This window comes from Vibrio quintilis (assembly GCF_024529975.1).
Taxonomy (GTDB): domain Bacteria; phylum Pseudomonadota; class Gammaproteobacteria; order Enterobacterales; family Vibrionaceae; genus Vibrio; species Vibrio quintilis.
Genome location: NZ_AP024898.1, coordinates 1,479,524 through 1,498,337 on the forward strand (window position 1 = coordinate 1,479,524; position 18,814 = coordinate 1,498,337).

The 18,814-nt window shown below is 48.2% G+C and carries 16 protein-coding genes; 11 read left to right on the forward strand and 5 right to left on the reverse strand.

Annotated features, from left to right (window positions below):
• Positions 1-104: 104 nt before the first annotated feature.
• The gene (locus tag OC443_RS25145; protein ID WP_073586596.1) at positions 105-1,247 is read right to left on the reverse strand and encodes a mandelate racemase/muconate lactonizing enzyme family protein; all 1,143 of its coding nucleotides are present in this window, start codon (positions 1,245-1,247) and stop codon (positions 105-107) included.
• Positions 1,248-1,279: 32 nt separating this feature from the next.
• A complete protein-coding gene (locus OC443_RS25150) occupies positions 1,280-2,551 on the reverse strand; it encodes an SLC13 family permease (RefSeq protein WP_073586597.1) in 1,272 nt (423 codons plus the stop codon).
• A 363-nt stretch (positions 2,552-2,914) separates the two neighbouring features.
• Between OC443_RS25150 and OC443_RS25155 the strand changes: the two genes are divergently transcribed.
• Together OC443_RS25155 and OC443_RS25160 are read left to right on the forward strand one after the other, a co-directional pair.
• On the forward strand, positions 2,915-4,153 hold the full coding sequence (locus tag OC443_RS25155) for an IS4 family transposase (protein ID WP_143169471.1): 1,239 nt from the start codon (positions 2,915-2,917) through the stop codon (positions 4,151-4,153).
• Positions 4,154-4,355: 202 nt separating this feature from the next.
• Complete coding sequence (locus OC443_RS25160) at positions 4,356-5,306, forward strand: transposase (RefSeq protein ID WP_073584982.1); 951 nt, start codon at positions 4,356-4,358, stop codon at positions 5,304-5,306.
• A 292-nt stretch (positions 5,307-5,598) separates the two neighbouring features.
• Here the strand turns inward: OC443_RS25160 and OC443_RS25165 are convergent, their stop codons facing one another.
• Both OC443_RS25165 and OC443_RS25170 read right to left on the reverse strand, forming a co-directional pair.
• The gene (locus OC443_RS25165; protein ID WP_073584922.1) at positions 5,599-7,137 is read right to left on the reverse strand and encodes a phospholipase D-like domain-containing protein; all 1,539 of its coding nucleotides are present in this window, start codon (positions 7,135-7,137) and stop codon (positions 5,599-5,601) included.
• 146 nt (positions 7,138-7,283) lie between these two features.
• Positions 7,284-8,483 (reverse strand): arabinose transporter, encoded by a 1,200-nt coding sequence (locus OC443_RS25170; RefSeq protein WP_073584924.1) that lies wholly within the window; start codon positions 8,481-8,483, stop codon positions 7,284-7,286.
• A 284-nt stretch (positions 8,484-8,767) separates the two neighbouring features.
• Between OC443_RS25170 and OC443_RS25175 the strand changes: the two genes are divergently transcribed.
• The 9 genes from OC443_RS25175 (at position 8,768) to OC443_RS25215 (ending at position 17,884) form a co-directional block, all read left to right on the forward strand.
• The gene (locus OC443_RS25175; protein WP_073584926.1) at positions 8,768-9,526 is read left to right on the forward strand and encodes a TetR family transcriptional regulator; all 759 of its coding nucleotides are present in this window, start codon (positions 8,768-8,770) and stop codon (positions 9,524-9,526) included.
• Between the two features lie 229 nt (positions 9,527-9,755).
• Positions 9,756-10,319, forward strand: a complete 564-nt coding sequence (locus tag OC443_RS25180) for a Crp/Fnr family transcriptional regulator (protein ID WP_073584984.1) — start codon at positions 9,756-9,758, stop codon at positions 10,317-10,319.
• Between the two features lie 70 nt (positions 10,320-10,389).
• Positions 10,390-10,839 (forward strand): GNAT family N-acetyltransferase, encoded by a 450-nt coding sequence (locus OC443_RS25185; RefSeq protein ID WP_073584928.1) that lies wholly within the window; start codon positions 10,390-10,392, stop codon positions 10,837-10,839.
• A gap of 144 nt (positions 10,840-10,983) precedes the next feature.
• Positions 10,984-12,807: an ABC transporter permease gene (locus tag OC443_RS25190; protein ID WP_073584930.1), complete on the forward strand. Its 1,824-nt coding sequence runs from the start codon at positions 10,984-10,986 to the stop codon at positions 12,805-12,807.
• A gap of 1 nt (position 12,808) precedes the next feature.
• Positions 12,809-14,083 (forward strand): ABC transporter ATP-binding protein, encoded by a 1,275-nt coding sequence (locus OC443_RS25195; protein WP_073584932.1) that lies wholly within the window; start codon positions 12,809-12,811, stop codon positions 14,081-14,083.
• A 2-nt stretch (positions 14,084-14,085) separates the two neighbouring features.
• Positions 14,086-15,234 carry an ABC transporter substrate-binding protein gene (locus tag OC443_RS25200; protein WP_073584934.1) on the forward strand — a complete coding sequence of 383 codons (1,149 nt, stop codon included), beginning with the start codon at positions 14,086-14,088 and terminating at the stop codon, positions 15,232-15,234.
• 82 nt (positions 15,235-15,316) lie between these two features.
• A complete protein-coding gene (locus OC443_RS25205; protein WP_200796957.1) occupies positions 15,317-16,153 on the forward strand; it encodes an inositol monophosphatase family protein in 837 nt (278 codons plus the stop codon).
• Positions 16,150-16,824 (forward strand): protein-tyrosine phosphatase family protein, encoded by a 675-nt coding sequence (locus tag OC443_RS25210; protein ID WP_200796958.1) that lies wholly within the window; start codon positions 16,150-16,152, stop codon positions 16,822-16,824. Before OC443_RS25205 ends, OC443_RS25210 begins: the two co-directional genes overlap by 4 nt.
• A 10-nt stretch (positions 16,825-16,834) precedes the next feature.
• Positions 16,835-17,884, forward strand: a complete 1,050-nt coding sequence (locus OC443_RS25215; RefSeq protein ID WP_073584940.1) for a LacI family DNA-binding transcriptional regulator — start codon at positions 16,835-16,837, stop codon at positions 17,882-17,884.
• Between the two features lie 24 nt (positions 17,885-17,908).
• On the opposite strand, the gene OC443_RS25220 is transcribed toward OC443_RS25215, so the two are convergent.
• Positions 17,909-18,388, reverse strand: a complete 480-nt coding sequence (locus OC443_RS25220) for a DUF2059 domain-containing protein (protein WP_073584942.1) — start codon at positions 18,386-18,388, stop codon at positions 17,909-17,911.
• Between the last annotated feature and the right edge of the window lie 426 nt (positions 18,389-18,814).

Here is an 18,814-nt window from a genome sequence, read left to right on the forward strand (position 1 = left end):
TGCTTTGTGAAAGACAATATCCCGGTAAAAATAATAAAGGCTCTGCGACCAACCGGTTACAGAGCCTTCAAAAGCTGAGATTCAGCCATTAACAGATTCAGGAGTTACCGGTCATGAACCGAACCATCAAAGGCACTCATCACAGATAAGCTCCGCTGTGCAGGTGGATATTTTTCCGTAATATCATCAACCAGTTCAATACCAATCCCCGGCGCATCCGGAATATAAATATAGCCTTCTTCAACTTTTAATGGTGTTTTAACCATGCCATCTTCGGCACCGGCATGATAATACGAAGGAAATTCCTGAATCAGGAAGTTCGGAATGCAGGCATCCAGCTGCAAACAAGCTGCCGTAGAAACCGGACCAAGCGGATTGTGTGGTGCTATCTGAATGTAGTTCGCTTCAGCAATCGCAGCAATTTTCTTCGCAGCAGAGATACCGCCGACGACGCACACATCAGGACGAACAAAATTAGCCGCTTTTTGCTGGCAGATAGACTCCATTTCCTGAAGACTCACTGCTCTTTCACCGGTTGCAACCGGAATGGAAATTCTGCGAGAGACATCGACCATACTTTCAAGACTATCCGGCGCTACCGGATCTTCTAAAAACAGCGGACGGTACGGTTCAACACCACGGGCAAAGGCAACCGCCTGTGCCGGTGTCATACTGCGGTGCACTTCCAGACACAGATCGAAATCTTCACCCACCGCTTCACGACAGACGCGAACGCGATTGACATAATCAGAAATTTTCACGTTGAATATATCTTCTTCCCGTGTCATCTGATTTGTCCGCATGGTGCCGCAAATCATCAGGCGCGCCGCAGTAAAACCCTGCGCTTTCAATGCAAGACAGCCCTGTGCCATTTTTTCCGGATCCGATTCAAACACAGGTGCGTAAGTTCTGACCTTATTCCGGGTTTTTCCGCCCAGTAGCTGATAAACCGGGACGCCCAGAGATTTACCTAAAATATCCCACAAGGCGATATCCACCGCAGAAATTGCACTGAGAATCACAGAACCTCTGAAATACATACTGCGGTACATATAGTTCCAGTGATGTTCTATCTGCCGCGGGTCTTTACCGATCAAATAATCTTTCAGTTTTTCCAGCGCGCCAGCGCAGGCATCCAGGTAACCCCATGCTCCCATTTCACCAATCCCCTCAATACCGGAGTCTGTGGTTACTTTGACAAACAAATATTTCGATGCAGGGATCAATTCAATTTTTTCAATAATCACTTTATATCGTCTCCTGTATATGCTGACGAATATTATTTAAACGGAAATAAAACGGGCAGGAAGAAAATAGAGAAAACCGTAATCACAACCACCAGAGGCAAGGCTGCTTTCAGGTAATGTTTCAGTTGGTAACCACCGGGCCCCATAATAATTGCCTGAGCTGGTGCCGCCATTGGTGTCAGAATTGAAGTACTGCCCGCAATTAAGACACCCATTACTAATGCACGCGGGTCAACGCCGATTTTGACACCAGCCGCGGAGACCAGCGGGATAAAAATGGTCATTGTGGCCAGATTTGACATCAGCTGAGTCATGATGAGCGGCACAATGAAAAAGACAGACATAATGAAATAAGGATTGGTGGAGTTACCCAACATCTGAATCATCAGATCAGCAACCACTTCGCCGGCTCCGGTTGATTTCACTGCGGCTGATAACGGGAGCACACCAGCAAACAAAAAGACAGTCGGTAAATGAATGGAACTCAGCGCTTCTTTTTCATCAAGAATACCGAAGAAAACCAGAGAACAGGCGCCTAATGCTGAAATGACAAATAACGACATGTGCAGTTCTTTGGCAAACAGCATGGCACCAATGGTCAGAACAATCAGTGAAATCGCCGTTTTTTCTTTAGCCGGAGAAAGTTTCACACTCTCTTTCTTTTTAAAATTATCCTGAAACTGATCGTTCGGAATATCCGGGAGTAAACGCCAGCCGATGAAAGATACATAAACCAAAGCAATCAGGAAGAATGGTAGTCTGGCAATTGTAAATGACCAGATAGTAAAAGGTTCAATCCCGCCAGATTGCATCATAATGTCACTGAAAGCCATATTACTGGCACCCTGCCCCAGGAAGGTCATTCCGGTCACAATATTCGCAACCACCATCGCCGGAAACAGAATTTTACTGCGGCTGAAATCAATTTCGTTCGCGATACCGATAATCAGAGGCAACATTATGGCTGCCGCAGCTGTTGCACTGGTCAAAACTGCCAGTAATGCAGCAACAAAGCTGGCAATAAAAATGAGCATTTTCGGATTATCCCGGTATCTGAGTACCAGCGATTGTGTCCGGTCCAGAATACTGGTTTTAGTCAGACCGGCACCAATCACAAACATCGCAACAAACATCGCAACATTCTGATTCACAAAGCCGGATAACGCCTGAGCGGGGGTGTCGATTTTAGTCAAAATCAGAGAAAGAATAATTCCCATTGATATCAATGAAAAAGAAACTCTCCCGGACATAAATGCCACAATTGTGAGCACTAATATAATGATCGTTATAGTTAATGGTGACATAGGATGATAGCTCCTGTTACACGTCGTATTTATTATGTTTAATAATTCAAAGTGGTCTTGTTGCCCTCTGGTGAATAGTGATCTTTCACTGTGCATCTGAGAGCGCAAAAACTTTATCAACTTTAAAGTATAAATATTTGTATTTGATCAACCAAAAAGTAAACTTTTGCGGTTGGTGGGATTTTTTTATTAAAAATGAGGGGTAAGTGGCTTTTTTGAAGTTTCATTTCAATTTTTATTCGTTTGGTTGAGTATTTTTGCGAGTCTGCGGGAAAGTCTGCGAGGACAGACACTGAGGTATCCCCACAAATTTTAAAAAAATGTTCAAATAAATCAGGTTGGCAGGAACATTCATGGCTTTTTGTGATCTTAATTGTCACCACAACAAACCAGACCACAGCCATGAATGTCGACCAAATCATATCTCAATTTGTTACTTCTGTCTCTCAAGGGGGGCATCAAACCCGTACTCAATCACTCACTGCCTGCGTACAAAGTGCCATGTCTGGGAACGCCTTGACCGTGACTTCTATGGGGCGGGGGATTCAGTCAAAAGCCCATCAAAAACATAATATTAAACGGGCTGACCGACTCTGTTCCAATCCACACCTTTGGGCTCAAATCCCCTTGATTTATCAGCGAATTTGCACACTCATTGTTTCCAAAAATTCACGACCAACCATCCATGTTGACTGGTCTGACTTAAACCTGAGTAAAACCCTTTTCCTTATCCGGGCGTCCATCTCTTTTCAGGGACGGGCACTCACACTCTATGAAGAAGTTCATCCACTGGAGACGAAAGAGAAACCAGCGACTCATGACCTTTTTCTGAAAACGCTCAAGCTCCTTTTGCCCAAAAATACTTGCCCCATCATTGTAACTGATGCCGGCTTCAAACGTCCGTGGTTCAAGAGCGTTCAGGCTTTAGGATGGGACTTTGTCGGTCGTATTCGTGGACGGATTTGCCTGAGTCCGGATGGCAAGACGATGCAGCTTTGTAAAACCCTGTATCCTTGTGCAACCTCATCCGCTCGTGGGCTGAAAAACTGGTTCATGGGAGGAACATCCCCTTATCCGCTTCAGCTGGTTTTATATAAAGAACGACCCAAAGGCCGGATCGCCAAAACCGCTGGTGGAAAAAGAAAGCAGTCAAACTACAGTAAGAAGAATGCCCGTCGGGCCAGGGAGCCGTGGCTCCTTGCAGCCTCATTAAATTTATCAAAAAAGTCACCCGCTCAGATTGTTCAAATTTACCATCAGAGAATGCAGATAGAAGAAGCGTTCAGAGACCATAAATCCAGTCAGTTTGGTATGGGGATGGAACAGCACCGAACAAAGAGTCACTCGCGTCTGAGTGTGATCGTTTTGATTGGAACACTAGCGCATAACATACTGATATTATTTGGTATTATGATGGAAGAACAAGGGCTTCATAGACACTATCAAGCCAACACAGTCAAAGATCGGAGAGTGCTTAGTCATGTGACATTAGGTCTTCATTTTTATCGTCATGGCAACGCAGATCTCTCTCTCGATGACTGGCATTTAGCCATCCTCATATTACGAGAAAAAGTCACTGAGTCTCAGGTGATTAGAGAATAATTTTGTGGGGATCCCTCAGGGACAGACACCTTAAGATCTTCCGGGGACATACATCTCAACCCTCCCAACGTTTCCTCATACTTCACCAACATCTGTTACATCTGATTGCACAAGATGACCCGCAATTCACCAACCCAATACTTTATTTATGATTTTATCAGAGGCATCCTGTAACAACTTTCTGATAATGCAGGCAAAAACAATGACACTCCCCCGCTCGCAGCAGGTTGACCTGGCTATGACACCTTATTATCACTGTGTTTCCCGCTGTGTACGACGGTCATATCTTTGTGGACAAGACGCGCTTTCCGGCCGAAGTTACGAGCACCGCCGTCAATGGGTGCAAAACCGTATTCATGAGCTTGCCGGGATTTTCTGTATTGATATCTGCGCTTACGCTGTGATGAGTAATCACTATCATCTTGTAGTCCATATCAATCAGGAAAAAGCTGAAACTTTAACCGATATCGAGGTCATTCAACGTTGGGAAGAAATACACCACCTCCCTGCTCTAATCACACGCTACCTGCGGGGAATACTCCGCTCTCCAGCAGAAATTCAGGCATGTAAAAAGATAATTCTCCTCTGGCGGCAACGGTTGTACTCGCTCAGCTGGCTGATGAAGGAGCTGAACTTTGACATTGCACTTCAGGCTAACCAGGAAGACGGATGCACCGGACATTTCTGGGAAGGCCGATTCAAATCTCAGGCACTACTGGATGAGAAAGCGCTGCTCGCGGCCATGACTTATACCGACCTCAATCCTGTCCGGGCTCAGGCTGCAGAAACCCCGGAAACCTCTGAATACACTTCGATTAAAAAGCGGCTTGATTCACTGGCACATGCTCAGCCAACACCTTCGGGCCTCTGGCCGTTTACCGGTCAGAAACATATCGATGGTCTTCCGTTTCGATTCATGGACTATATCGAATGGGTCGACTGGGTTGGCAGACAAACACGTGAAGGTAAGCCGGGAACCATCCCTGCTCACTTGCCTGCTATGATTGACCGGCTGTCTCTCAATCTGACAGACAGCCTTAAAGCCTGCACTCAACTTGAAAAAAAAGGCTGTTTATGGATTGGACCACCAGAGCAACTTCTGTCGGTAAAAACCTATCTCCACAAACAGCGTATTCATGGAATAAGTCTCTGATATCAGGTCTAGCATATCCCAAAGCCCGTAAAATCTTTAACTTCCGATCAGTTCACACACTCAAACGATTTATTTTCCAGCACTCTTACAACCAACGGAAAAACTGACCTGAGACTACAAACTATACCTATATAAAATGGCTATATTTTTTCGTTCTGCATTGAAAATTAGGCGACTGTCCTTGCTATTTCCCACATCAATCCGGGAATAATCGATGTACCAATAAGAAAACCGGGACTGGATGGTTACCAGCTCCGGTCTGATATGATAAAACCGTTGAATCTTTCTGAGATTAAAGAACGCCCTTCGGCACAATCCGGCGAAGTTTCACACCCAAACGTTTCGCCGGGCTCACCTGTTGATCAGGATTAAAACTCTGCGTGATGGCCCAGGCATTTTCCGGTGCCATTTCTTTCAACATGGAGGCTTTGACATCCTGTGTGATTTCCGGAGAGTGAATCACCGTAATACTTTCTGTATTCAGATTCGCACTGCGCGGGTCAAAATTGTAAGTCCCGACGACCGTAATCTTATCGTCTACGGTCATGGTCTTTGCGTGTAATCCGAAAACCGGTACCGTCTGTAATTTCTCTGACGAATGATCGGTCATCACACTTTTTCTGATCCTGGCATCAGGCCGGAACTCAAAAATCTCCACGCCAGTCTTCAATAATGCCTTTCGGTTGCGCTGATAGCCACTGAACGCTTCAAGATTATCGTTTGACGCCAGGCTGTTGGTCAGAATTTTAATCTCAACCCCTTTATCGATCAGTCTTTTTAAGAAAGCACGATCTGATCGGGTTGTCACCAGATAAGGTGTCTGAATCACCAGAGAATGCCGGGCACTTCCGGCGAGCTCCGCCAGTTTATCCCGTGTTCGCCCGCCGCCACCAAGAAAAGTTTTCCGATCATTTTTACTCGGTTTATCAGCAACATATTCGACATTGTCCAGCCAGTGAAACTTACCCTCATCTTTCAGCTTTTTAAACGTCGCCGGAACTTTCTCAATCTCATCCCGGATTGCCGGTGAAAAATTGTTTGGATTACAGGCATAAGCATGCAAACGGGAAAATCCCGGATCTTTCGGATAAGGTTTACGCTTGACCAGCTTTTCCACCGGCACACTCCGGTCATACTGCCAGTACTCTTCGAATGATGCTTTTAAATCATTCACAACTTTCCCGGCAAGAAAAACATCGCGATCCCTGAAGTCATAGGCAGGATCAAGCCCGAAATATTCATCCGCAATATTACGGCCTCCCGTAATGGCAATCTGATCATCAGCAATAAACACTTTGTTATGCATCCGCCGGTTCAGATCCTGAAAATCAAACACTAATGTTGCCAGTTTTTCAGCCATATTTTTACCGATATTCAGTCTCGGATTAAAAATCTTAATATCGATATTGTCATGAGCAGACAGCATCAACAGCTCATCCCCTCTGGCCTGAAGGGTGATATCATCAATCAATACCCTCACCTTCACCCCACGATCCGCCGCACGGACTAAATAATCAGTCGCAATTAATCCCACTTTATCCACAGAAAAGATAAAATACTGTACGTCAATCGACTTCTCCGCATGCTCCGTCAGCCACGCTCTGGATCTCATCGCTTCATCCCCGTGCTCCAACACATAAACACCGGTCTTATCCTGCATCTCAGACTGAAACGGCTGCGTATAGGCAGACAGCGATTTCTCTTTAAGTACGGGCAGATTTTGACAGTAGTCGGCATCCGAGAACGGCACTCTATCAGGATGGGAAGTACAGCCACCCAAAAAAAGGATGAAGAGGAAAAAGGTTACATAACCAGAAAGTGTTTTTTTCATAAATGGAATAGCTCAGAAAACATACAAATGTCAGGACACGGCAAAACATAACGAATTTACAATTCTCTGTCACGGTTTTTTTACCAGCAGCGATTGCCCGGCCTCATCAACCGGGCAACGAAAACCAAGACTTACAAAGGATAAATTCAGTCTGCATTCCCGTCTGAAATTAATGATTTATTTCGCTTTAAGCAGCCTGAAATCACACACCCCAGACTAGCCGCAATGCCTCCTGTCAGAAAAACAACGCTGTATCCGTGTTTATCCGCAAAATAGCCGGCAACCGGGCCTGTCAGGCCGTAAGCAAGATCCTGAAAAGCCGAAAAACCACCCAATGCAATCCCGCGGAACTGAGGGGCAATCCGCAGAACCACTTCCCGCCCCATCGCAGGAAAAATCAGAGAACAGCCGACACCAGTCAGAAACGCTCCCACAATTGCCTGTATTGGTGAGACCGAATACCAGATCAGATACTGTCCGGTGGCTTCCACGAACAAAGAAAACACAGAAACAGCAAATCCGCCGAATTTGTCAGGTAAATGACCACAAAGTAACCGGATCAAGACAAAACCACTCCCAAATGCCGTAAAGCCCAATCCGGCCATCGACCAGTTGTGATCAATGAAATAAGGCACAAAAAACGCACCAATTGTTGCAAATCCTATCCCTTGTAAACACACGACCAGACCGAATGGCCAGATTTCTCCTAATACCACCAGCAATGACTGTTGCTTTGCGCCGGGATGAGGCGCAACACCGGTTAAAGGCAACATTGCCAGTAATCCCAGACAAGGCAACAGACAGCTGATCAACATAGCTCCCTTATATCCGGCCGTATGATAAATCCACAGCCCCAGAGGCGCACCGAATGCCAGCGCGCCATAAATTGCCACCCCAAGCAGCGCCAGTATCTTTCCGCTTCGGGATGGTCCCGCAATACCCACACCCCAGGAAATAATGCCAACCCCGCCTAAACTGCCTCCGACGCCAAGTAATAAACGACCACAAAGTAAAATGCTATAAGACAGGTATACATTTGAGGTTAACAGACCTGCGATCAACGAAACCAGTGCACCAAATGCATAATATGTCAGCCCCCGTCCAAGCGCCTGCTTTGCTCCTAAGCTGTCTGCCAGACGCCCTGCATAACCGCGTGTGATGATTGATGAGAAAAAAGTGATCCCCACCGCCAGACCTGCGAGCGTATTATTCAGTCCGAGTTGCCCGGTCACAAACACGGATATAATCGGTAGTGAGATAGCAACACATAAATATGCGCCGAACAAGATCAGGGTCAGTAACATTAACCGCCGGTTTTCAGTTTGAGATAAAGCTATATTTGCCATCTGTCATCATTCCTGTCGAAATTTAAAATACGATATTTTCGTCGTATTACAGATTACGATGGATAGGTGGACTTGAATAATCGCATTCTCGGCAGAGAAAAACACACACCAATCCATTGAAAAATAACAATAAAATCTTCATCTGTGAGACATTCCTGATTTCACACTCACATTATTCGCAACATATCTAAGCACTCAGTGATCAGGCTTTTGACAAAATACGAATCATTCGTCATATTTTGCCTCAGCAAGGTGAATCAAAATCAACAGATCAGGAGAAAAGCATGGGCACGGCAAAGCAACCTCAACTGAAATCAAGAAAAAAGCCCAAACAATCCCGCTCTTCGGATTTGGTCGCTTCTATCCTGGAAGCCGCAATACAGGTGCTCAAAAATGAAGGCATCACCCGCTTCACGACAGCCCGTGTTGCCGAAAGAGCCGGGGTGAGCGTAGGCTCACTCTATCAATACTTTCCCAACAAGGCTTCCATTCTGTTTCAGCTCCAGTCTGATGAATGGGAAGAAACGGCCGTCATGCTGAAACATATCCTGGCTGAAACATCTCTTTCTTATCGTGAGAGAATTCAACGTCTGGTTTATACATTCATAAAATCTGAATGTGATGAAGCCAAAATCAGAACGGCACTTAGTGATGCCGCCCCTTTATTTCGGGACGCGCCAGAAGCCGAAGGCGTTGGGGGGGAGATGCAAACAGCCTGCTCAGATTTTATCTGTGAAGTCCTGCCCAACTCAGATAATGAAATACAAACCACAGCAACAAGCGTATTTCGTATCACCGTCAGCGCCGTTGGTAAACGTTTTTCAGAAGAACCGCGGACAGCGGAAGAGATTAGTGCGTTTTCGCAGCATATTTCGGCCATGCTAATTGCGTATCTGGATGCGCTGAAGTTGCAGGGACAGACGCCGGAAGTTAAAGCGGAATTTACGGGGGAGTTACGGGGACAGACACCAGGAAATTACGGGGACAGACGCCAGTATGACTGCCTTATAAAAACGTCTGTCCCGACAAAATTAACAAAATAAAAAACGAAGCGATAAAGACTGACGCAACGAGGACAGACACCTGAATGGCACCGGATTAAAGTGTCCGGATTAAAGTGTCTGTCCCCGTAAAAAGAGCGTCTGTCCCCGTAAGAACTCCCCGTAAGAAAAGAACCTGTCAGCACCATTTATCCAAAATTGCCACACCAGTTAAACTATGATTAAATTTCCCGGTATTTCAGCCCACTCATCAACTCAGAATACCGAAAAAATGTTTGACTCTTTTCAGCAACAACTGACCGACCATCATTTTACCGCATCAGAAATCGAACAAATGATGCAATCAGCCAGACTGATCGAGCTGCCAACCCGCCATATTTTGCTCAATCAGGGTGACATTGCCCGGGAGATCTGTTTTATCCTGCAGGGAATTTGTCATGCCGTCTATTTAACCGGCCAGGGCAAAGCATTCAGCAAAGAATTCTGGTGGGAGAACGACTGGATCATCGGGTTTGAAAGCCTCATCCGGCAACAACCTTCACCTTATTTAATCGAATCTCTGACACCCTGCACACTGGTTACCCTCCCCATTGAAACCCTCTGGCGATGGCGCGAACAAAAGCACGGCATCTATCTCAAACTGCTTGAAACCCAACTCATCCATAAAGAGCACAAAGAACGCTTCATGCTGCTCTATTCTCCACAAGAACGGTATCAGTTATTTCGTGAGCATTTTCCGGATTTGCTTGAGCGCCTTAGCGATTATCAGATTGCCGCTTACTTAGGCATTACTCCTGTCAGTCTGAGTCGAATAAAAAAGCGCTGTAAAAATTAACCATTGTTAATGCATTGTGCAGGCTGAATTGCTAAATTCAGCCTATCTGACACTTTCAAATGAAGACACAATGATCACCTGGCAATTTCTCCCCTTTTCTCAGTTAACCACAACGCAGCTTTACCAGTTACTCAAACTCAGAGTGGATATATTCGTCGTGGAACAAACCTGCCCGTATCCGGAGCTGGATGACAAAGATCATCAACCCGGCGTCCACCATCTGCTGGGCTATCAGGACGATCAGCTCATCGCCTGTGCCCGCCTGTTACCTAAAGGGCTCAGCTACCCATCGGTCAGTATCGGCCGTGTCGCTATTCTGGAAACAAAACGCGGTGGCACAGGGCATCAGCTCATGGCGCAGGCACTGAAACACTGTGAATCACTCTGGCCGGGAGAGACGATCGAAATCGGCGCTCAGAAACATCTGGCTGATTTCTATGGAAAACATGGATTTGTCCAAACATCATCCATGTATCTCGAAGATGATATTCCTCATATTGATATGAAGCTGAAGAAGTAAAGCACCAGCTGTACACCCAAAACCGAATTGAAAACTTTCGTGAACAATTGATGACATTTGCACCTATGTGCAAACCTGTCATCCCGTTGTCATACATCACTTTTAGTTTAGAACTCATCCGATAATCAGTCCGTGCGATGAGTCATGAGTACAGTGATAAACCCTCACCATAAAATCTATTGGTGGCAACAGGTTAACCGAAAAATAAGCATTGCAAAGCAGGAGCCTGCCAACCTGATTGGTATTGTTTTGCTGGGACTATTTGCGTATTTAATCGCCGCCCCCGTCATTTCAATTCTGACTAATTCAGCACTGGTTCAGGCGGGTGACAGCACACGGGTTCATGCCGCAGAAGGCACCTTCACCAGCTACTATGTTACCCGGGCAATGACCTCCCGGATGTCAGAACTTCTGCTCTGGCGGCCACTGATGCATACACTGTCCATTTCAGTGACGGCTGTCCTCTGTTCCGTCGCTGTTGGCATTTTACTCGCCTGGTTGATCAACCGGACCAACCTGAAAGGGAAAAAATGGTTTGCGACCGCTTTAATTATCCCTTTTATGCTGCCAACCTGGACCTTCGCACTGGCGTGGAACACCATTTTTAAAAACCGGACAATTGGCGGACAGCCGGGCTGGCTGGAAGCTCTGGGCGTTCAGGTTCCTGACCATTTCGCCTATGGCTTTTTCCCGGTAGTCATCATTCTTTCAGTTCACTATATTCCGCTGGTCATTTTAATTGTCGGCAACGCCCTGAAACGGCTGGACGGACAGCTGGAAGAATGCGCCAGAATCCTCAAAGCATCCCGCAGAACAATCGCATTCAAAATCATTCTGCCACTGGTTCGTCCGGCAATTCTCTCTTCGGCGCTGCTGATCTTTGCTGACTGCATCGGTGAATTTGCGGTGCCTTATATTCTGGGCCTGCCGGTCCACTATGACACCTTAGCCACCGGCCTTTACCGTTCCATCGATTCACGTCAGACCGGTGTCGCTGCCGTACTCGCCGGTGTGATTATGCTGATTGGTGTGATCACCTTATTGATTGACACCCGGATGATGCGCGAAGCGCGTCGCTTCGTAACCGTGGGCGGCAAGGGACAAACCGCACATCAACATAATCTGGGCAAACTGCAATGGCTCATGGTGAGCTTTGTGATCGTGTTTATTCTTTGCAGTGTCATCACGCCGCTGCTCACCCTGTTCTTATCCACTGTCATGATCCTGCCCGGCCGGTTTAGCGCAGATAACTTTACCCTCGATTACTGGATAGGACACAATCTCGATACGATTGCCCTGCACAACGGGATATTGCTGACCCCCGAATTCTGGCATGCTGCGTGGAACACACTGTGGATTGTCGGCAGTGCCTCAGTCTGTGCCGGTATCTTCGGCTTACTGGTTGGCTACGCTGTGATGCGGACCTCATTTCCGCTGATCAGTCAAAGCCTGAGACAAATTACTTTTCTGCCCTATCTGGTGCCGGGCATCGCGTTTGCTGCGGCTTATCTTTCGCTGTTTGCAGTCCCCACCGGTCCTATTCCGGCCCTTTATGGAACACCGGCAATCCTGATTCTGGCACTGATCGCTGAAAAAATGCCCTTCGCCAGCCGCTCCGGGATTGCGGCAATGACCCAGCTGGGTAAAGAATCTGAAGAAGCGGCCCGGATTGCCGGTGCCGGGTGGATCACACGCATCACCCGGATTATTACCCCGATTCAGGCCGGTCCATTAACCACAAGTATCCTGCTGCCGTTTATCTCCGGAATAAAGGGCGTCAGTCTGTTTATTATCCTTGCCATTCCGGCAACCGACGTTCTCACCACTTACTCGCTGAGATTAATCGATTATAACTACGATCAGGCTGCCAATGCTGTCGTGTTGATGATTGCCTGTCTCGCACTGGGCGGAACGATTCTGATCCAGAAAATATCGGGAACCGGACTGAGCCAGGGACTGGAGAGTTAACATGCCATCAATTCAGCTCAATCAACTGGTGAAACAGTATTCACCCGCTTCAAAACCAGCGGTCAACCATTTGTCACTGACAATCGAAGACGGTGAATTCATGTGCCTGTTGGGACCATCAGGATGCGGAAAAACCACTATCCTGCGCATGATTGCCGGAATCGAATATGCGTCCGGCGGTGAGATCGTGATCGGCGACCGGCAGGTCGATTCAATTGCCAGCGGCACTTTTATTGCGCCGGAACAACGCAACATCGGGCTGGTATTTCAGAGCTACGCGCTCTGGCCACATATGACCGTCGAAGAGAATGTCGACTTTGGTCTGCGCATCCAGAAGATGGCAAAATCTGAACGACAGACCATTTGTCTGGATGTGATGAAAACTTTACGCATCGACCAGTATGCCGACCGTTATCCTTCGCAACTTTCGGGTGGGCAACAACAACGGGTCGCGCTGGCAAGAATGCTGGCCATCAATCCAAAGGTATTGCTGCTGGATGAACCCCTCTCTAATCTCGATGCCACACTGCGACTGGAAATGCGTAAAGAGCTGCGCCGGATCCACCAGAATTACGGCACCACCATCGTCTTTGTCAGTCACGATCAGTGGGAAGCGATGACCCTCGCGACCCGGATTGCGGTACTGAATCAGGGAGAGTTACAACAGGTTGGCACACCCGATGAGATTTATGCCCGGCCGACAAATCGTTTTGTGGCGGAATTCATCGGCAATCCAAAGATGAATCTGGTCAATCTCTCCGGCAGCACCTCCGCACTGGCAAACATACTGCGCGCCTGTCCCGGCACAGAGCACGCCACCTGCTGTGGGATCCGCCCGGAAGACATCCGGTTGCACTGTCTGTCCTCAGAAGCCTGTCTGTCCTCAGAAGCCTTGTCCTTAGAAAACCGGCCCTTAACAGAGTGCCTGTCCCCGGAAGATGGCCCGAAAGAAAATCATGCAGGACAGGCATTGCCAGCCACGATCGAAAATATTATTCCCACCGGCGGCAGCTGGGTGATTGAAGTCAGCTGCCTCGGCGAAACACTGGTCCATTCAACACAACTTCGTCCCGGCTGGCTGGAAGGACAGACACTTCTGTGCGAATTGCCCCATGATGCGCTGCACTTCTTTGATGACCAGGGCCGGCGGGTTTCACGATCGTCAGAAGCACTGGCGTCAGAATCGATGTCGGCTCCGGATAATGTGACCCATTTATACCCAAACAATACATCAACACACCAAACCACCACAGATTCTCACTTTTACAGGGATTGATTATGACGTTGAAACATGCTGTTTTGAAATCACCGGTTTTGAAATCAACGGTATTAAAAACCGGCGTATTGGCTGCGATTTTAGGTCTGAGCATCACTTCCGCCCATGCAGGCAGTGATTTTGATTTGACAGCGCTGATCCGGGCCGCAAAAAAAGAAGCGCCGATCACCGTGTACGACTCAACCGGTAAAATCGTCAAACAGGCGAAGGCCTTCACTAAAAAATATGGCGTCACGGCAGTTGGTATCAAAGCCAAAGCACCACAAATTCTGGAAATTGTCAGCCGGGAAGCGCAGGCACATAACGTTAAATCTGATGTGGTGATGCTGGCGGATGCCCCGGCTGGTATTGAACAATTGCTGAAGAAGCATTATGTCACCAGCTGGGTGCCGGATGATCTGAAAGCCGATATCCCGACCGGGTTTCAAGACCCGCTGACGGTGATTCAGGCGCCGAATGTCTGGGCTTACAACACCGCACTTTATCGTGACTGTCCCGTTAAGAATATCTGGCAACTGACACTGCCTGAATGGCATGGAAAAATCGCCATGCAGGATCCGCTGGGCAAACCGTCATACACCGACTGGTTCAACCAAATGTCAATGCACTATGACCAGCAGGTTGCTGATGCCTATCAGGCTCAGTTCGGTCATCCGCTGAAAACCGATGAAGCATCAGCCACCGCCGCATTTGTTAAAGCGCTGGCAGAAAACTCGCCACTGCTAACCAATTCCGACAGCAAAGCTGCGGCAGCCGTCGGGGCTCCGGATGTCAAAACCAGCTTTATGGGACTGATCAGCACCGCGAAATTCCGCAAAAATAAAGACGGGATGAAACTCGGTTTATGTACCGGACTTAAGCCATTCACCGGCTGGAGTTATCCAAGTCTCGGCTTCATCACAAAGGGGACAGACAGTCCAAACGCCGCCAGACTCTTCATCCATTACATGCTGACCAGTGAAGGCATCGCCCCACAGGGTGTTGACGGAAAAATGTCCACCAACCGCTCCGTTCACCTGCCGGCAAATGAAGCCTCCGGCATTGCACATCATCTGGATGAAATTATGACTTACCACACCTCAACCGCAGAGTCAGACTGGGTAAACCGTCAGGACTGGCAGGATTTGTGGAGTCTGAGTTATCAACAGTAAACCGGCAAAAGAAGCGGCCGGACATGAGCCGGCCTGTACCGATGGGAAGACAACCTCCCGTCTCACAACCAGGGAATTGAACTTGAACGACACTGAACTATCTGCCCGTGAGCAACATCTCCACCAACTGGTCCGCTCGGCCGGTCAGCTTGCACTGCGCTATTTCCGCCAGCGGGAACCGGGAAGCTACACCTTAAAAGGTCATCAGGATTTTTTAACCGAAGCGGATGGTCTGGTTGAAGCGCACATTCGCAGCGCGATTGCGCAACGTTTCCCCGGTGATAACATTCTCGGCGAAGAGAGCGGCGGCGATGTGCAGCAGTCACCACTTTGGGTGATTGATCCGATTGACGGCACAGCAAACTTTGCCCGTGGCGTTGAACATTTCTGCGTCTCCATAGCATTTTACACCGGCGGTCATACTGAGCTGGGGGCGATTTATAACCCGGCAACACAAGAGTGCTATCTGGCCCGCCGCAATCATTATGCGCTCAAAACAGATGCCACCGGTCACCCGCAACCGATTCACGTCTCGCATACCCCGGACATCACGCAGGCAACCATTGAACTGGGCTGGTCGACCCGTGTGCCTCAGCCTCAGTATTTACAGGTACTGGAACAGCTGCTGACCCGGGGCGCGAATGTGAAGCGCTGCGGCTCCGGCGCGCTGGCACTCGCCTGGGTAGCAGAAGGCAGGACAGATGGTTATGCCGAATTACATATGAATGCCTGGGATTGTCTGGCCGGATTACTGCTGGTTCAGGAAGCCGGTGGCATCACCGGCCATTTCCCTGCCGGTGTCCGGGACATTTTCCGCGGCGGTCCGGTGATCGCAGCGACACCATGTGTCGGCGCTGTATTTTCACTGGCAGCCGACATCCCTCTGATTCAATCTGAAGAAAGTGAATGTATCTCATGAGTGAAGTTAAACGTTATCCACGCCCATTGATCAGCCTGATACAGGCGGATATTCCCAACTGGCACGTCGATCTTTATATCGGAGAGTCTGCCGGTGTGTCGGATCCGGATCTGCTCCGGGAATTTGGCATCAAAGTTGTATTGAACTGTGCCGTCAATCTGGATATTAATCTGGTCAGTCAGCCTGAAGCCAATCGCCCGGCGGGTGTATTCGATTATGGTTCAGGCCCGGTTCGCTATTACAAAGTCGGCCTGATCGACGGCCCCGGTAATACACCGGAAATGATGTTTGCCGGTTATTGCATGCTGAAATCCGCACTGGACCAGACCATACCGGACAAACCATCCTATAAAAACCGCGACAAAGGCAATGTGCTGGTGAATTGCCGTGGTGGCCGCAGCCGTTCCGTCACTGTGGTCGCCATCTTTCTGCATCTTGAGTTTCCGCAGCTTTATCCGACACTGGATGCCGCAATTCACCATATCCGTCAAACCCGCGAACTTCATCCCGATGAGTGGTTTGAAACACCCAAACCCCAGATGATAGAACTGGCACAGGCAACCGTGACTATGGTAAAAACACTGAGGCAGTCAGCTTTATTGCCATCGCCGGAATCATCATCGTCAGGATTTGTTGATCTGAAATCAGAGCAAGCATCATTCACGGAATAGTCGCCTACTTATGAGTTCAAAACCAATTGCCAGCGCAGCAGAAGTCGCCCGGTTAGCCGGAGTTTCCCGGTCCGCCGTTTCCAGAACCTTTACGCCGGGCGCCAGTGTTTCAAAAGAAACCCGCGAGAAAGTCATGTGGGCCGCAGAGCAGCTCAACTATCATGTCAATCATCTGGCCCGCGGCTTATCCAAAGTGGAAAGCCGCCCGGTGTGTATTTTAGGCTCCAATTTAAATGCACCATATCAGGCGAAGCTGCTGGATACACTGACCAAACAGCTTCAGTCTGCCGGGCGGGCTGTGATGCTGATTAATACCGACGGTGACAAGGACAGTATTAACCGGGCGCTGCAACAAACCCTGAACTACCGCGCAGCAGCCACGATTGTGCTGTCAGGCACACCGGGCAGTGAGTTTGTTCAGAGTTGTATCCAAAGCGGACAACATGTGCTGTTGATTAACCGTAATGGCCAGTTTGAAGGCAGCGATCATATTCAGCTCGATTACCAGTCTGCGATCCACGAGGCACACCACATGCTGACGCGGGCCGGTTGCCGCAAGCTGGCTATCATTTCCTCGACGATTCAGTCTCCGGGGCTGCTGTCACGGGAGGCGCTGTTTCAGCAATGTCTGACAGCAGAGCAAACCTGTGAACTGGTCCGGTGCGGGCCAACCTGCTACGACTCAGGTGCACAAGCCGCGAAGCAATTGCTGGCATCCAGCCAGCGTCCGGATGGCGTGTTTTGTGTCACCGACCTGCTGGCCTGCGGTTTTCTTGATGTCGCTGTGCAGGAATTCGGTTTACCGGTTCCACAGGAACTGTGCGTGGTCGGTTTTGATAACATCGAACAGGCGAGCTGGGCCGGTTATCAGCTGACCACGTTTTCCCAGCCGCTGGATGATATGGTTGCAGCGATTATTTCCCGCCTGAAGGAAGTCTCAGAAGGCGAGCCACAAGGGAAGACGATCTCGTTTTCGGCACCACTGGTCTGGCGGAATTCGGTGCGGTACAGAGCGTCAATTCATCATTTTAATGATCAGACATCAAAGACGCTTTCCTGAACGGAAGCGCCTTTGAAAATGGTTTTATTGAAGATGATGCTTTTTCAGGAAAGGGCTCAGCCTGTTCAATAATTGTTGCTGCTTGCTTTGTGCTTGCTCCACACCTAATTGCGCTGCTTTTTTTGCCAGTTCAGGCATGGCTTTCAGAAACTTTTGTCCTGTCGGCGTTTTGTAGAAACGAATAATATCTTTCATTTCATTCTGGCTAAAATTATCGCTGTATAAACCCGTGATCTGCTGTTTGATTTTCTGCCGGTCGATATCCTGATTAAACCAGTCCCTGTATATATTCGTCATCTCCTGTGATTCACTGTCATTCAGCTTCATTTGCAAAGCCATATGTTTGATGGTGGGTAACATTGCTTCAAAACCACCCAGCATTTGCTTGTCCATATTCATGATTTCAATCAGTTTTTCAGCAGTCTCAGTTTTTGGTGACGTTGCAGCCAAAGCGGCCCCGGTCAGCGAAACAGAAATGAGTAGTAATCCCAGATATTTTTTCATAGAGTCTCCGGTTTGCAGGAATATGCGTTGTTTTAAGATCAATATACCCAGGCAACCTGAAGATGCAGGGTTCAGCGTGCAGCCGAAAGGTACAGTTCAAGGAAAGGGAATGTACCCACCTTTCAAATTCTCTTGACGCAGAAATGTGCCTTTTAGCTCACGCCCTTCGGGTGAGTTTGTCAGGCTCTGAGACAAGGCACTGATTTTCAGTCACTTATATTTTTTTTCAGCCAGACCAGAATATCCTTCACTGGCATAAAATCCAGTACTTCATCCGGATCATCACAACATAACCGGCGTTCTGGTTCAACTTCACTTCACCAGTTTATACGCCACCCAGAAAATAACCGGGACAGGCTTCGACACACCCTTTCGAAAATTTTTTCCCAGTGTTGTGGGTTTCTGAAGCGTGTGTTCCCGGTATTT

Coding starts and splice junctions, on each gene's coding strand:
- OC443_RS25190 (WP_073584930.1), top strand. CDS start 10,984: ATGAGTACAGTGATAAACCCTCACCATAAAATCTATTGGTGGCAACAG.
- OC443_RS25150 (WP_073586597.1), bottom strand. CDS start 2,551: ATGTCACCATTAACTATAACGATCATTATATTAGTGCTCACAATTGTG.
- OC443_RS25220 (WP_073584942.1), bottom strand. CDS start 18,388: ATGAAAAAATATCTGGGATTACTACTCATTTCTGTTTCGCTGACCGGG.
- OC443_RS25165 (WP_073584922.1), bottom strand. CDS start 7,137: ATGAAAAAAACACTTTCTGGTTATGTAACCTTTTTCCTCTTCATCCTT.
- OC443_RS25160 (WP_073584982.1), top strand. CDS start 4,356: ATGACACTCCCCCGCTCGCAGCAGGTTGACCTGGCTATGACACCTTAT.
- OC443_RS25195 (WP_073584932.1), top strand. CDS start 12,809: ATGCCATCAATTCAGCTCAATCAACTGGTGAAACAGTATTCACCCGCT.
- OC443_RS25170 (WP_073584924.1), bottom strand. CDS start 8,483: ATGGCAAATATAGCTTTATCTCAAACTGAAAACCGGCGGTTAATGTTA.
- OC443_RS25215 (WP_073584940.1), top strand. CDS start 16,835: ATGAGTTCAAAACCAATTGCCAGCGCAGCAGAAGTCGCCCGGTTAGCC.
- OC443_RS25200 (WP_073584934.1), top strand. CDS start 14,086: ATGACGTTGAAACATGCTGTTTTGAAATCACCGGTTTTGAAATCAACG.
- OC443_RS25185 (WP_073584928.1), top strand. CDS start 10,390: ATGATCACCTGGCAATTTCTCCCCTTTTCTCAGTTAACCACAACGCAG.
- OC443_RS25210 (WP_200796958.1), top strand. CDS start 16,150: ATGAGTGAAGTTAAACGTTATCCACGCCCATTGATCAGCCTGATACAG.
- OC443_RS25180 (WP_073584984.1), top strand. CDS start 9,756: ATGTTTGACTCTTTTCAGCAACAACTGACCGACCATCATTTTACCGCA.
- OC443_RS25175 (WP_073584926.1), top strand. CDS start 8,768: ATGGGCACGGCAAAGCAACCTCAACTGAAATCAAGAAAAAAGCCCAAA.